14 protein-coding genes are annotated in these 13,935 nt (G+C 37.2%); 3 read left to right on the forward strand and 11 right to left on the reverse strand.

Annotation, left to right across the window (positions count from 1 at the left end; all coding sequences use genetic code 11):
• Positions 1-19: 19 nt before the first annotated feature.
• Genes F5ESL0259_RS08555 through F5ESL0259_RS08565 form a run of 3 tightly spaced genes read right to left on the reverse strand, consistent with a single transcriptional unit; the run spans position 20 to position 4,716 of the window.
• Entirely contained in the window at positions 20-2,551 is a 2,532-nt protein-coding gene (locus F5ESL0259_RS08555; RefSeq protein WP_122038191.1) for an ATP-binding cassette domain-containing protein, read from the reverse strand.
• A complete protein-coding gene (locus F5ESL0259_RS08560; protein ID WP_122038192.1) occupies positions 2,551-3,417 on the reverse strand; it encodes an alpha/beta hydrolase in 867 nt (288 codons plus the stop codon). The genes F5ESL0259_RS08555 and F5ESL0259_RS08560 overlap by 1 nt, the downstream gene beginning before the upstream one ends.
• Positions 3,418-3,420: 3 nt before the next feature.
• Entirely contained in the window at positions 3,421-4,716 is a 1,296-nt protein-coding gene (locus tag F5ESL0259_RS08565; protein WP_122026723.1) for a PTS sugar transporter subunit IIC, read from the reverse strand.
• Between the two features lie 148 nt (positions 4,717-4,864).
• Between F5ESL0259_RS08565 and F5ESL0259_RS08570 the strand changes: the two genes are divergently transcribed.
• Positions 4,865-5,098, forward strand: coding sequence for a hypothetical protein (locus F5ESL0259_RS08570; protein WP_122038193.1), 234 nt, complete (start codon positions 4,865-4,867; stop codon positions 5,096-5,098).
• Positions 5,099-5,159: 61 nt separating this feature from the next.
• Here F5ESL0259_RS08570 and F5ESL0259_RS08575 read toward each other — a convergent pair whose 3' ends face one another.
• The 8 genes from F5ESL0259_RS08575 to F5ESL0259_RS08610 form a co-directional block, all read right to left on the reverse strand.
• Positions 5,160-5,867, reverse strand: a complete 708-nt coding sequence (locus tag F5ESL0259_RS08575; protein ID WP_122038194.1) for a DUF975 family protein — start codon at positions 5,865-5,867, stop codon at positions 5,160-5,162.
• Positions 5,868-6,102: 235 nt separating this feature from the next.
• Complete coding sequence (locus F5ESL0259_RS08580) at positions 6,103-7,077, reverse strand: serine hydrolase (protein WP_122038195.1); 975 nt, start codon at positions 7,075-7,077, stop codon at positions 6,103-6,105.
• Positions 7,077-8,384, reverse strand: coding sequence for a D-alanyl-lipoteichoic acid biosynthesis protein DltD (dltD, locus tag F5ESL0259_RS08585; protein ID WP_122038196.1), 1,308 nt, complete (start codon positions 8,382-8,384; stop codon positions 7,077-7,079). Before dltD ends, F5ESL0259_RS08580 begins: the two co-directional genes overlap by 1 nt.
• Positions 8,377-8,616 (reverse strand): D-alanine--poly(phosphoribitol) ligase subunit DltC, encoded by a 240-nt coding sequence (gene dltC / locus F5ESL0259_RS08590; RefSeq protein ID WP_122038197.1) that lies wholly within the window; start codon positions 8,614-8,616, stop codon positions 8,377-8,379. The genes dltD and dltC overlap by 8 nt, the downstream gene beginning before the upstream one ends.
• A 30-nt stretch (positions 8,617-8,646) precedes the next feature.
• The gene (gene dltB / locus F5ESL0259_RS08595) at positions 8,647-9,891 is read right to left on the reverse strand and encodes a D-alanyl-lipoteichoic acid biosynthesis protein DltB (protein WP_122038198.1); all 1,245 of its coding nucleotides are present in this window, start codon (positions 9,889-9,891) and stop codon (positions 8,647-8,649) included.
• The gene (gene dltA, locus F5ESL0259_RS08600; protein WP_122038199.1) at positions 9,891-11,405 is read right to left on the reverse strand and encodes a D-alanine--poly(phosphoribitol) ligase subunit DltA; all 1,515 of its coding nucleotides are present in this window, start codon (positions 11,403-11,405) and stop codon (positions 9,891-9,893) included. The genes dltB and dltA overlap by 1 nt, the downstream gene beginning before the upstream one ends.
• A gap of 13 nt (positions 11,406-11,418) precedes the next feature.
• Positions 11,419-11,571, reverse strand: a complete 153-nt coding sequence (locus F5ESL0259_RS08605; RefSeq protein ID WP_046325722.1) for a teichoic acid D-Ala incorporation-associated protein DltX — start codon at positions 11,569-11,571, stop codon at positions 11,419-11,421.
• A 122-nt stretch (positions 11,572-11,693) separates the two neighbouring features.
• A complete protein-coding gene (locus tag F5ESL0259_RS08610) occupies positions 11,694-12,014 on the reverse strand; it encodes a hypothetical protein (protein WP_122038200.1) in 321 nt (106 codons plus the stop codon).
• A gap of 568 nt (positions 12,015-12,582) precedes the next feature.
• On the opposite strand from F5ESL0259_RS08610, the gene cbpB reads away from it, so the two are divergent.
• Together cbpB and F5ESL0259_RS08620 are read left to right on the forward strand one after the other, a co-directional pair.
• The gene (cbpB, locus tag F5ESL0259_RS08615; protein ID WP_122038201.1) at positions 12,583-13,068 is read left to right on the forward strand and encodes a cyclic-di-AMP-binding protein CbpB; all 486 of its coding nucleotides are present in this window, start codon (positions 12,583-12,585) and stop codon (positions 13,066-13,068) included.
• A 283-nt stretch (positions 13,069-13,351) separates the two neighbouring features.
• A complete protein-coding gene (locus F5ESL0259_RS08620; protein ID WP_122038202.1) occupies positions 13,352-13,924 on the forward strand; it encodes a hypothetical protein in 573 nt (190 codons plus the stop codon).
• The last annotated feature ends 11 nt before the right edge of the window (positions 13,925-13,935 follow it).

Raw genomic sequence — 13,935 nt, forward strand, 5'->3', positions numbered from 1 at the left:
TTTTAAAGACTTTTCACTGCTATTTTTGATACAATTTAAATTGTTTTCGCAAATATTTACCTGTTAAACTATTAGACTTTTGCGAGATATCCACAGGTGTGCCACTTGCAATAATTTTTCCGCCTTGCAGCCCACCTTTTAGACCCATATCAATCATATAATCACTGTTAGCCATAATATCTAAATCGTGTGTGATTGTAATAATAGTTCCTTTTTGGTCAAGTAATCTTTGAAAAACATGCAAAAGAGTTCTGACATCTTGTGGATGTAAACCAACGGTCGGTTCATCAAAAACAAATAATGTTCCTTTTTGTCTTTGGTGGATATGACTGGTTAGTTTCAAGCGCTGCGCTTCTCCTCCTGATAAAGCTGGAGTAGATTCTCCCAAATGTAAATATCCTAGACCCATGTCATGCAAAGTTGTAATTGTTTTATTGATTTTTGGTTCATTTTTAAAAAGTTCTTTGTCCAGCGCATCATCAACGGAATAATCTAAGACTTCCGCAATACTTAAGTTATGCCATTTTACCTGTAAAACAGCTTGATTAAAACGGTGACCACCACATACAGAGCACGTTTCAACCATGTCTGGTAGATATTGGATGTCAAGTGAAATTACACCGGTTCCGTTACATGCCGGACAGGCACCCTCTTTGTTATTGTAAGAAAAATGAGACTCACGATATTTTAATTTTTTTGCTAATGGCTGTTTAGCAAAGAGTTTACGCAAATTATCCATAATATCAGTATAAGTTGCAACAGTCGAACGTTGATTTTTACCAACAGGTGTAGAGTCAACACTAATTACATTTTTAATAGCATCATTTTTTAAATTTTTTACCCAATCAGGACCATTTTTAAGATTTTTTTGTGCTTTAAGTGCAGGAATGAGGGAATCGAGAATTAGGGTAGTCTTACCAGCGCCAGAAAAGCCGGTAACGGAAGTTAAGCGATTGAGTGGAATTTGCGCGTGAATATTCTTTAAATTAAAACGTTCAGTAACATCAAATTCAACCTTACCGTGTTTAAAAATTTGGTCAGCTTTTGCCCTGTGACGAACTAGGAGTGGTGCCTTACCAGTTAAGTAAGGACCAATTAGAGACTGTTCACTTTGCTCGATCTCACTAGGTATTCCCTGGGAAATAATCTCACCACCCCGGCTGCCTGAACCAGGACCAATTTCAATTACCCAATCGGCTGCCTTAATGATTGCAGTTTCATGATCAACTACAACTAAAGAGTTTCCTTGATTAACCAGTTCATGAAATATATCAATCAGTCCAGCCACATTATCAGGGTGCAAACCAACAGATGGTTCATCTAAAACGTAAAGCACCCCAGTGGTTTCCGTACGCAAAGTTCTACCAAGCTGAATTCGTTGCAGTTCCCCCGTAGACAGACTGGCAGCCTGTCTATCTAAGCTCAGATAGTCTAAGCCTAATTTTAGCAGGGGCTTGACTTGATGCATCAATTCACCAGTTAAATTTTCCGCCAATTCCTGCATATCTTGCGGCAGGGAAGCTAAAATCTCACTCATATAGTGGCTCAGTTCACCCAAAGTTAATTGTTCAGCTGCTACAATACTTTTTCCAGCAACTAACTGCTGCCAGCGACTTGGATCAATGCGATAGCCTTGGCAGCGGGGACAGGTACTGAATTTATAAAAGGAGTTAATTCTTTGCAGTCCGCGTTCAGACTTAGTAGTTTTGCGTGAATTAGCTACCGCATTATAAGCATTCTCATATAGCGCATCTAGATGATATACGCGACCAGTTGAAGTTGGCAAATCAATCGGGACTTTCCGCTCTTTTCCATGAAGTACAATTTCTTTTTCTTTAGCATTCAGCTCTTTATATGGAATATCGGTCCGTACCCCTAGTTCCCGGGCAATACGCCACATCCAATTTCGTCCGGGAATTTGCCAAGTTGCCACTGCTCCATTTTCAAGAGATAAATTCTCATCTGCAATGATTTTGCTATCATCAATTTCTTCAACAGTTCCCAGTCCTTGGCATTTTTGACACGCACCATCAGAATTAAACGCAAAATCTTCTGCACTAAAAGCATAAAATTGTCTCCCACATGTAGGACAAGTTAATCGTCCCATAGCTGCCCCCGTTAGATCCATTGCTTCAGCTATTTTAATCGTTGCTGGTACTCGGTGACCGTTGGGGCATACAGGTGAACCTAAACGGGAAAAAATCAACCGTAAAATGTTAAAAACTTCTGTAATTGTACCTACCGTGGAACGAACTCCGGGCACAGCTGGCCTTTGTCTTAGAGCTAAAGCTGAAGGAATATGTTTTACTTCGTCAACCTCTGCACGACCAACTTGACTAATACGTCTTCTGGTATAAGCTGCCAAGGAATCAAGATAGCGTCTTGCACCCTCTGAGTACAAGATTCCCATCGCTAAACTTGATTTGCCAGATCCACTTAACCCCGATATCGCCACAAATTTATGCAGGGGAATATCAACGTTGATGTTTTTTAAGTTATTAACTTTACCACCAATTACTTCAATTTTGGTCGGCTGTTTTTGATATTTCATTAATGATTGCCCTTTCTTTTAGCCGGTTTTAATGGCTTTTCTGGCTTCTTTAATAAGTACTGTCTTATGGCCTGAATTACTTGTTTGTTTTGCGGCAAATCAGAGTGATCTGCCTTTTCACCCGTGACTGTTATTGCAGTATAGTTTTTTACTTGATTTTGAAAAATAAATTTACCTGCAGCTACACTTGATTCAGGTACGATGCCATCAGATTCGTAATTTTTACCGCCAGAAAGAGAATAAACTTTTAGATTGGTTGGTAGTGCTGAACGCTTTTTAATAAAATCAGCCAGCATTTGTGTTCTATTATTAATGTTATTTTCAGTAAAATTATATGGCGTACCTAAAGTCATTAATTTCTTAATTTTGATATCATTTGAATACTCAGAATAATAGTGCTCCAGCCAGTAAGTCCAAATTAAACCACCGTTAGAATGACCAAATGCCTTAAAATTATTGAACTTATAATTTTGGATTAACGACTCAAATGCAACATTTAGCCACTTAGCTTGTTTTTTAATATTGGAATAGCCGTCTTTATTGTTATCAAAACCAATAATAATAAAGGGCTCCAAGTCATTTTTTCCTATAGAGCCAGTGTAAGTCAATTTTGCTTCACGTGAAACTCTAATTTTTATTACGCTATGCCTATTAAGTGTTGTTTTATTAAGTTCATCAATTAACTGGTTAAAGCGCTCGGTGGTAGCACTTGAACCCGGGACCATAATTACAGGCGAGAGAAGCGATTTACTGAGTTCTGCTCGTGATTTATTATCTTTTTTCATCCAAAAGAAGCTGGGAACAGCAAGCATAATTAAAATAATAATAATCAGGAGCAACCATTTATAGTTAGGATTTTTTTGCATCTGCTATTTCATCTCCTGCTTTTTAATTCTTAATTCAACTTTTTCATTTATCTTAATTACAGGTAGCAATAAAAAGATATCTAATAAAAACAACAATAATGTAAAAATTAGTGTTGCCCAATTGCCGTTAGTGCCAAAAAAGGAAACCAATAGTCCCGGAGTCCCTTTTAAATTCTGGTAAACGCAAACTGGGATAATGTGTAAACTAATAGCTGCCACGGCTATTGTCATATTAATCAGAGGAATTAAAATGCTCGGTAAGATAAAAACAGGATTTAACATTAAAGGTAAGCCAACTGTAAATCCTAGTCTTGAACCAAAAGCAGCAGGCAACAAGTTAATTTTAGCATTTATTTCGTTTTCCCTGTTATCTCTTCTGCTAAGCAGTAACACAATAACAGCCAAAACAACACTGGCACCGCCCATTATGCCGTAACTGTTAATAAGTGAGCTGCCCAGATATTTATATGGCACATTCCAAGAATTACCGTGTTTTAATGTATATGTTAAATTCTCTGCAGTAAAGGCGTTATTTACTATTCCCGCTAAGGAGCGCAACGGATAACCAATTCCAAGCCAATCAAAAAAAGTAATTACGGCTGTCAATAACAGCACTTCGCCAAAATTATTAGTAGTCTGAACCCTGCTGACAATTTCAGTAAAACTGGCGGAATTAAGTAATTTAAGCTGTAGTTCATAAATTAAAATACCTAAAAAAACACCCAATAATAATGAAACAGCGCTTGGTAAAACGGCATCCCCTGCTCTTTTTTGAATTACTTTTGTGCCCTCATATTCAACGTAAGAAAAGTCCTTTCCTAATAAATGAAATATTTGGCCCACACAGTATCCTACAATTAAGGCAATAAAAACAGCATTAATTTGTAATAAACTGGCGGTAAAAGGCATACGAGCATTGCGGCCACTACTAGAAGCATATGAGCAGAAAAGCATTATCAAAACTGCTGTTAGACCTGCCATAGTTGAATCTTTATGGTAAAGGCGTGCGGTGTAACGAGCCATAAAATAACTGGCATAAACGCCGAAAACCCCAAAAGTAATTTCTACCATTCCCCGGCAGACAAAAGAACCGCCATACCAAATGTGATCTGATAAAACTTTATCCAAATTGAAAATATTATAGATTAACCCGTTAGGTGTAAAGATCAAATCACCTAAAAGTTTAAAATAGGAGCCAACTACAGCAATTGGCATTAGCATCGCCATAGTCCGTCTTGTGGCTCGGAAAAAAGAAAATTCCTGCAGGCGAGCTATAAAATTGATTGTACATTCTGTCATTATTTCAAACCTGATTTTTAATTATTATATTTAAAAGAAAATAATACTCTATTTTTTTAATGCAAGCCATTTTTGTTACCCATTATCTTTTTTATTATTAGTTGTGAATAAAATGGTATAATGAAATTGTATTTTAAGAGGCGAGAACATGAGCAGAAAGAAAATCGAATTAACTGACAAAGTGGCAAAACTGACTGATAAATACTTAGAAACCAATGATACAGATTTTAATACCCTAATTAATAAGGCATTAAAACTGTACCTATTAGATCATTTAAGTTCCAGCCAAATCAAAGATGCGCTTAAAAAAACAGATGATTTTACTTCTGAATATGCGGGAAAATGGTTTCAGGAAAGTATTGAGGATTTAAATAAATACTAAACTTTCTTAAAACAAAAAGAGCAAGACAGCTGTTGCCTTGCTCTTTTAGTTTGTTACCAATTTACTTTTTTAAATACCGCTCTCCGGCCAATTGCCGATAAAAATTAGCTTTAGTTGTGCGTTCATAAGGAATCAGCCAAATAAACCCAATACCTAAAGTAATAATACACAATAGGTACCAGCCAATAAAGCTTAAATCAAGCACGAACAATTCCCACTTATGACCAGCCATTAACTGGCGACTTGCAGTAATTGCTGTTGTGGCATGCACCTCTTGTCCACTTTCCACTAAATCATTAACAATATATGGTGTCATAGCATAAGAATAGGATTTGATTATCCCGGGAATGAATAATAATAAAGTCCATAAAAATTGAAAAATATAGCTAAAAAGAAAGTTCAAAAATTCCGGAATAAAGCGACCATCAGTAAAAACAGAAAAAATTCCCTTAAAAAAGCTTAACCTTTCTCCGCGAGCAAAATGTAAAAATGTTATCACCATGCTCAACATGAAAAAGCTGCCAATAAAAGTTAAACCTGTATCAGGTCCTATTTGTCCTGCCCAAAACGCTGGCTTAAACAGTGAATCAATTGAGCCGGTTCCCATAACATCATTTACATTATTCGCAGTCTTAAGTGAACCACTTACTGCTGGTCTAGCAAAAAAGAAGCCGACAAATAGTGTCATTACAATACCAATACTAACTGCCCAGCCCCAGTTATGACGAAGCCGATTTCTAGCTTCTAGTTTCAGTTCTACCCTGTTCATAACTTATCTCCTTATCTAGTATATACTAATTACATTTTACTCTCGTATAATGGTACATCGCAAAGAAAACACAAAAAAGCCTAGTTCCACCAACATCGGAACTAAGCTCACACAGTGTTTGTGTCACCACTACTGACCACATATAGAAATTTACATTTTCGCTACCGGAGAAAATGATTACTTCCCTATGGCGACACAACAGAATTTTAGCATGCAATTAACCAAAAAACAAGTTTTAGCCAATTATATTTGCACTGTAAGCCCTACGGCCAAGCAGTTCCAACATAATTTGATTTATTTGCCCTTTTAGTTGGCCAAATCGACCTTCACGCGTTTTATTAGATTGAATAATCAGAATAGTTTTGGCATTATTGGTGCTACGCATGAAAGTATAATAACCCTGTCCGGCTCCATTAGCCGTTTTGGTTTTCAGCTTAATATTGTTATAAAAGCCACCATTATAATAGGCTGGCGGGGCCGCTTGGTAAAGCAATTTGCGGCTCCTGCGGGTTAGTAAACTACCAGTCAGCAGATACCGTATTACTTTAGCTAAATCATGATTCGACATTACTACTGACCCTGCGCCTAACTCACTATGAGCATCCCTGAGAGCTGCTTGATGCTTAACTACATCATAGCGGCCTTTGCGATAAATCATACCCGGTACCAAATGACTGGCAATAATTCTGCCCGGCTTTGACCATAAAAATTCTGTTTGTCTCAACTTTAACGGTCTGACATAGGTGTCGCGGAATAACTGCTCATAGCTTTGGCCCGTTATTTTACTCATAATACCGCACAAGTAAACATAATTTAGCGAGCTATAGTGCCACTTATTTAACAAGGCGGGCTCAAAAACAGTGTTAGCAGCATCATGTTGGATATTATCTTGATCCGAAACAAAATGCTTTTGTCCCAGTCTTGCCCCTGGTTTAAGATCAAGACCGGCGGTCATTGCCAGCAGGTTCTTCAGCCTAACCTTCTTTGCCCCAGCAATTTGCGGATAAAATTTACTTAATTTATCCTGCAGACTTAACTTGCCCTCCTGCACTAGGTGCATGATAATTGCGGCAGTCATGGATTTTTGTACTGAATTAATTAGATAACTAGTGTCAGTGTTATTGCCTAAAGCATAGTTAAGCATTACTTTGTCATTTTTAATGACTAGAATTGAGCCCTTTATTTTGAGAGCATCAATTTGCTGGCGCACTATTTTCCTTTTAAAGATTCTTTTGCAGTGCCATTTACCGGATTTTCATCTGTTAAACTAATCTGGTACGGCTTTTTTTGCCACTTTTTACTATAAAAATAGTTATGAATATTATAGTTATGCGGCACATTAGCTTGCGCCATAAACGGCTTTACTGCCCGGTCGACTGCTACCCAGCCGCGCCAACCTAAGTGAATCGTATCTTCCATGAAGTACTGTTCGCCGCCGCGCTTAGACAAATCGGTAACGTTATCAAAGCCCTGGCTGGCCAGCTGGTACTTAATCTTGGAAACGGCCTTTTGGTACATCGTTTGTGACAAGCCCGTATAATTAGACCACTTTTCATTGATCGGCGGGATAATGAATAGCACATTGGTATGTTGCTTGGCAAACTGGTGCAACATCAGTTCAAAATCACTGTATTCTACTGATTTAGTGTAGTTAAATTGTCGTTGACTGCCCTTCAATTTAACCAATAAACGTTTATTCAAGCGCCGCTTAAAAAAGCGATTATTAATACCAAAGCTATTCGAATTAGTGTTAAGTTTAGCCTGCTCACTTGCCACTTGGTCTAAGGCCTTGACTGAATAAGTAGCCGGTAAAAGTTTGGCCTGCTTATTGATCTTTTTGATACGGTCTCGTAATTGAAAGGTACTAAAAAACTTATCTTCATTGTTAAGTATGCGCCGCTGGTTCTCCAAGTAGAAACGCTGAAAGCCGGTCAACTGCTCTTCGCGAGCGACTCTTCTCATACCCAGTTTGATAACGCCTTTTACTTCAGGCATCTGCAAGAAGCGTTTAGCCGCATAGCGGTTAGTCGGTGTATCTTTTTTAATCCCTAACAGAAAATTGCAGGCTTGCAGCGGTGAATAATACAGGGCGAAGGCATCAGGATTTTGCCCTTTCTTGGTAAACCACTGCGGAGAAACAATCACCACGGCTTTTTTGCCCTTAAGCTGTTTTGATGTGCCCTGCATCTCTAAGAAGTGTGCCAAAGATTGGCTACCTGGCCCACCTAATAAAAACGGCCGGTAATTGCGGTGATATTTTTGCGCAATTACACTCGGGTGCAGCGGGTCAAGCCGTGACAGTTCACTCGAGCCATAAAAAGGCACATAGTCATCTTTAAAGGCATCCTGTTTCATTAAAGAGCCTTTAAAAATGGTCGTAGTCTGGGAATTAGCAGCTTGATAAATAGCACCTTGCGAAAAAGTCCGTTCCCACGGCAGTAAAAAGATGACCAGTAACAAGATGGCGGCGCAGAGCACTGGGCCAAATATCTGCCACAGCCGGCGTTTGTTACTCATTTTCTAAATTTTCCACCTTTGCCACAATTTTATTAGGCGTATCCCATTCGTTTCTATCAAATTCAGAAACTGGTACATCAATTTGGAATTTTTCCTGTAAATTTAACAACATTTGGACACTAGCCATTGAATCCATTAAACCGTTGGCAAAAATATTTTCATCCATTCTGTCTGCTAAATCTTCACCAGTTAAATCTTGTAAAATTGCTAAAACTTCTTCTTTGGTATCCATTGTAAAAAACTCCTTAGATAAAATTCTTGCTTACTTCCAGCCAAACCATAATTGACTGAGAAAACCTGAGAATATCAGGAAACTAAAACACACTACATTAAAAGTTACAAAAATTGCCAGCCATTTTGTGTATTTATTAGATGGCAATTTGTCTTTGTGCTTCTTCTTAAACCGCAGCCAGCAATCATTGATGATGATGGCCACAGCATGAAACAACCCATAAACAATATAATACCAGGTTAGTCCATGCCAGAAGCCCATCACTAAGAATAATAACAGATACGCTGCTTGAGATAGTCTGACCGGATTCTTGAACAGCTTTTTCTTCATGGCAAAGAAGGTAAACCGCATATAGATGTAGTCGCGAAACCAAAAGGACAAAGTCATGTGCCAGCGGTTCCAGAATTCTTTAATATTTTGGGAAATAAACGGCTTATTAAAGTTCATTGGGGTGTGAATACCCATAAAGTAGGAAATTGACACGGCAAATAAAGAATAGCCGGCAAAGTCAAAGAACAAATACATGCTGTAGCAGTACATATAAGCCACTAACCACCAGGAAAGTTTTAAACCGCCATTAGCCGTACCTGTTATCATTGCTGCTCGGGTAATTCGAGGCAGCCAGTAGGTACCAAAGAACCAGCCCAGAACAAATTTATATAAGAATCCTTGAAATAAATAGCGGGTTGCCAGCTCTAAATCGTTTAAATATTGCTCACGCTTTGGCACCATGTCACATTCTTTGGCAAATCTGCGGTAGCGATCAATTGGTCCGGAAGAAATGGTGGGAAAGAACAAGAGAAAGCGCAAATACGTTCCCAGATTAAGTTCTTTAATAGCGCCATCGCGCACTTCCATCACAACCTGCACGGTCTTGAACGTAAGATAGGAAATACCCAGAAAGGCCAAGACCCCCGGAATTTTAGCTTGCGGGAAAGCAGTCTGCACTTTCACTAAAATCAGGGGCACAATTGCTAAAATCACCGCTAGGTAAAAGACCCAGGTTTTATTCTGACTATTTTTACGCCTGCGATAATAGAGATAGCCATAGGAAACCAGGAGCTGAAACAGAATATAGATGATCAGGCTAACGCCCTGTTGCCATTTTTCACCATCAAAAATGAGAAATAAAAAAACTAACGAGAACACAACTTCATAGATTTTGAAGCGGTGACCCCAATACAGCCCGATAATAATGGGAATTAAACCAATCATCAAATACACAAAGTAATGCGGATTAGAGTATGGCTGTAAGTTAATGAAGTTAAAGTTCACTACTCGTTGACCTCCTTAATGACGGCCTTAATATCAACTTTGCCATTTTGGGAGACTGGTAATGTTTCACGGTAAACATAACGTTGCGGAATCATGTATGGCATCAGATCTTTAGCTAAATCATCCCGAATCATCTTGGTAATTTCTGCTTCGGAATATTGTTCTTTAACGCCATCTTTCAGCTTAATTTCGGCAACAATTTGCTTAACCGTATGATCCTGATTGTATTTAGGTGCGGCTACGCCGTGATCAACCAGTTTATTCATACCGATATAATGGTTGATTTCTTCCAGTTCAATACGGTAGCCGTTAAATTTGATCTGGAAGTCAATCCGCCCGCGATAAAAGAGCATATCCTGGTCAAAGAAGCCCTCGTCGCCTGAACGGTGACTCAGATATTGGTCACCCGGTTTTTTAAAGAAAGCCTTAGCAGTCTTCTCCGGATTATTCATATAGCCTTTAGATGTACTTGGGCCAGTAATAATAATTTCACCTTCATCAGGCTGATCACCCTTAGTTTTGTCAATAGTTATTTTGGTGTCCGCTTTAACCTTGCCAATTGGCAAGCGGTCATATTTCTGTAAAACTGCATCTGTAATTTCTACTTGAGTGACTGCAACTGTTGTTTCGGTAGGTCCATAGGTGTTAAAAATGCGTGCCTGAGGAAATTTCTTTTTTAGCATTACTACTTCATTGTGGGGCAATTCTTCACCACAGAACAAAAAGTGCGACAAGCTTGGGTGATGATCAGCAGTAAAAGTTTTATCCAAAAAACACATTTGCGCAAATGACGGAGTTGAAACCCAAACGTTAAATTGTAATTGAGGCAGAGTCTGAAATAATTGAGCAAAATTTTGTGTTACTTCATGCGGCAAAGCCACTAACTTTCCTGCTCCAACTAAAGCTGGATAAAGACTCATCACTGAAAGATCAAATGAATACGGTGCTTGCGACAAAAATGCGGGATGCTCGGGCAGATCAAAGTCCGTCATTTCCCAATTGATAAAGCTAAGCAGGTTATTATGACTAATCTGCACGCCTTTAGGTTTCCCACTGGTGCCTGAAGTAAAAATAATGTAAAAGTTAGCATCACCTTGGACAAAGTTGGCAGGATCGGGTTCATAATTGCCCTTTTCTACATCTTGAGGATGTACAACCTTAATAGGTGGTAAGTCAATTTCAGGCAGATCATCAATTGCTAAAATTGCTTCAGACTGAGAAACTTCTTGAATCATGACTATTCGTTCTGCATTAGAGTAACTGGCAATAGGAATATAGGCATGACCTGACTTGACACAGCCCAAGAAGCTGGCAACCATTTCAAAGTCCTGACCGCCCCAGATCATAACGGGACTTTGCGGTGAAAGTCCTAAACCAGCAATTTTATGAGCCCATTCATCTGAGCGTTTTTTGAGATCACCGTAGGTATTAGTTTGACCTAAATAGTCATAGGCAATGCGCTCAGGTTCTTTTTGGGCAACTTCATCAATTCTTTTAATTACATTTTCAATCATGATTTGTACCAGCTTAAAATTCGTTATAAATAAAGTGAACAGAAGTCAGCCCACTATATTGATATAAATAAATTAACACCATTAAAATGACACAATAGATAACTGTCGTTAAAATGAACTTCCCAATACGTTTTCCACGTGAATCATTTTTCTCTTTTTTAGCCATAATTTCATATCTTTCTCAATATTAATAAAATGTACTATCGAATATAGTACTACTAAAGTTTTGTCACCCAAAAATTCACCTCAAATTTTTACCAAATTTAAATATTTTCCCATTTCAACCGTTTATCGTTCGTCGTTTAGCTTGCGACAATCATTATAAGCAAAACAAAGCGGAATTAAAATTATGAATGAACCAAATAGTATAGTAATTACTAATAAGATAAAAAGATTAGTTGGCTTTAACCAGCGCTCACTCTCTGCGGTAGTTAAAATATATACGGCGAATAAAACTGTAAAAATTAGTTCCCCTAAAATCGTGTATGCCAATGCACCTTGACCAATTAATTGGTATAGCCTTAGCCAGACGCTTGCCGGAAGTAAACAAAGCCACCCAGAAAAGCGTAACCAGAAAGTGATTTTTTTACGATAATCTTGTCTACCCATTTTTCTCCTTAAAATCTCAATTATCCCTTTCAAATAAAGTAAACCTAATTATAACAATGAGTTTTGTAACAAACAATTTTGTAGCAACCAAAATTTGTATTTTGCCATTTTCGTCATACTTTTTTCACATTTTATAGTTATAATATAATTGTGATATAGGAAAGATATAGATCTTTTTTATATCATACTCAACTTTTTGTTTTTCATTCATACTCCTCCAAGTATAATAATGAAAAAACCGAAATGACTTTACAGGTCATTTTCATATCTATCCCTTTCGACTCACGTGCGTTACGTGAGTTTTTCTATACTCTTAAACAGTTCTAAAGAAATTCTTTACTCTTTTATAAGAGATTTTCTACCTTAACTTCATAATTTAGAGATATCATTTTAAATGTAGTAAGCAGTAGCAATGCTTACTACATACTCCCACTTTTTTATTTCATTCATTCTTACTCCTTCAAAGTAGATGAAAACTAACAGGCTCGCACACCTTGCGAGCCTTTTTTCTTTGTTATAGGATTAATTTAGTTATTTATTACTTATTAATATGAGAGGTTTATATTTAATGTTCTCACCCACAATAAAACACTTACTGGAAGAAAAATCAGGTTCATTCATTATCCCTGCTTCCCGTATTGCATTTGTCGAAGACGACAATCCTTTGTACCACGCCTTTATGATCTTGACTCGCGTAAAATACTCAAAAATTCCAGTCCTTGACCGCCAAAGCCGCGTTGTTGGCCTACTAAGTTTAGCAATGATTACAGATAAAATGATGGAAACGGACGACATTTCTCTTGAACCATTAAATCAATTAAAAGTGCGTGATGTCATGCAAACCAAGTTTGACAAAATCAACTTTGTGCAAACTACCTTGGAAACGCAGCTTCATTTACTAGTTGACAATGCCTTTTTACCCGTTGTTGATGACTATGGCGTTTTTCAAGGACTATTGACAAGACGCGAATGGATTAAAGCATTTAATTACATAGCGCACAACTTTGAAAAGGAATATAAAGTTACTCCAATTACTAAAAATAAGCAATTATGAGATATACTGTAAATTTATAATTATTTATTACATTTTTAGTGTACTTTATTTCAAATTAAGCTATAATATAATTAGCTAGGGAAATCTAGGTTTTATTTGGTAATCCAGCTATTTAGTTAGTACAATGTGAAAAATTGATTTTAATTTTATATTATTTTTTAAACATATACGAAATTACAATATTAACATCTTTAATCTTAAAAAAATTAAATAACGCTTTGCTAAATTAGTTATTAAAAATTAATAGATATTTCTAGAATAATTAGAAAAGAAGAGCACTAATATGGCAAGTAAAACAATTTCTGCGCAATTGACATTTTTGATAAGCGCAATTATAAAAAATTGGACTTACCCAAATGATCAAGAGCTATCACTAAAAGACAGAGCTGAGTTGGTTTCTCAACTAAAAAATTTGACAGAGAGCCCAGATAGTATGGACGAGGCCGCTAAAATCACTGATGCTTTTTACAAAGATAAAATAAATAAGCGGCTTAAATCAATAGATTCCAATTTTTCGTGGATCTTTATAATTTTGCAGCATGAATTGGTGTCCGCTTCGCGCTTACACGCTCTTCTCCTTGACTTAGCCAAAGAAGAACACTTTTCAGAAAAGGGAATTGCGAAAATTAACCAGTATTTTGCAGAAACTGATGATTATGGTGATAACGATGACTTTATTACAATGTCTTCCTCCGATTTGATTGACTCATTAGGACGGACTAAAATTTTTCACATTCATCCAGCTAAAGATGAATACCAAACTTTTAAAGTTAAAAAGCACCCAACAAAAGACACACCAAAGTCAATTAAAGCGGAAAATCAAGCAAATAAGATCATTAAGTTAAAAAAGCACTAATTAAAAGGAGC

The organism is Lactobacillus sp. ESL0259 (genome assembly GCF_003693045.1).
Lineage (GTDB): Bacteria > Bacillota > Bacilli > Lactobacillales > Lactobacillaceae > Lactobacillus > Lactobacillus melliventris.

Coding starts and splice junctions, on each gene's coding strand:
- cbpB (WP_122038201.1), top strand. CDS start 12,583: ATGTTCTCACCCACAATAAAACACTTACTGGAAGAAAAATCAGGTTCA.
- F5ESL0259_RS08610 (WP_122038200.1), bottom strand. CDS start 12,014: ATGGGTAGACAAGATTATCGTAAAAAAATCACTTTCTGGTTACGCTTT.
- dltC (WP_122038197.1), bottom strand. CDS start 8,616: ATGGATACCAAAGAAGAAGTTTTAGCAATTTTACAAGATTTAACTGGT.
- dltD (WP_122038196.1), bottom strand. CDS start 8,384: ATGAGTAACAAACGCCGGCTGTGGCAGATATTTGGCCCAGTGCTCTGC.
- F5ESL0259_RS08620 (WP_122038202.1), top strand. CDS start 13,352: ATGGCAAGTAAAACAATTTCTGCGCAATTGACATTTTTGATAAGCGCA.
- dltA (WP_122038199.1), bottom strand. CDS start 11,405: ATGATTGAAAATGTAATTAAAAGAATTGATGAAGTTGCCCAAAAAGAA.
- F5ESL0259_RS08575 (WP_122038194.1), bottom strand. CDS start 5,867: ATGAACAGGGTAGAACTGAAACTAGAAGCTAGAAATCGGCTTCGTCAT.
- F5ESL0259_RS08570 (WP_122038193.1), top strand. CDS start 4,865: ATGAGCAGAAAGAAAATCGAATTAACTGACAAAGTGGCAAAACTGACT.
- F5ESL0259_RS08605 (WP_046325722.1), bottom strand. CDS start 11,571: ATGGCTAAAAAAGAGAAAAATGATTCACGTGGAAAACGTATTGGGAAG.
- F5ESL0259_RS08555 (WP_122038191.1), bottom strand. CDS start 2,551: ATGAAATATCAAAAACAGCCGACCAAAATTGAAGTAATTGGTGGTAAA.
- F5ESL0259_RS08565 (WP_122026723.1), bottom strand. CDS start 4,716: ATGACAGAATGTACAATCAATTTTATAGCTCGCCTGCAGGAATTTTCT.
- F5ESL0259_RS08560 (WP_122038192.1), bottom strand. CDS start 3,417: ATGCAAAAAAATCCTAACTATAAATGGTTGCTCCTGATTATTATTATT.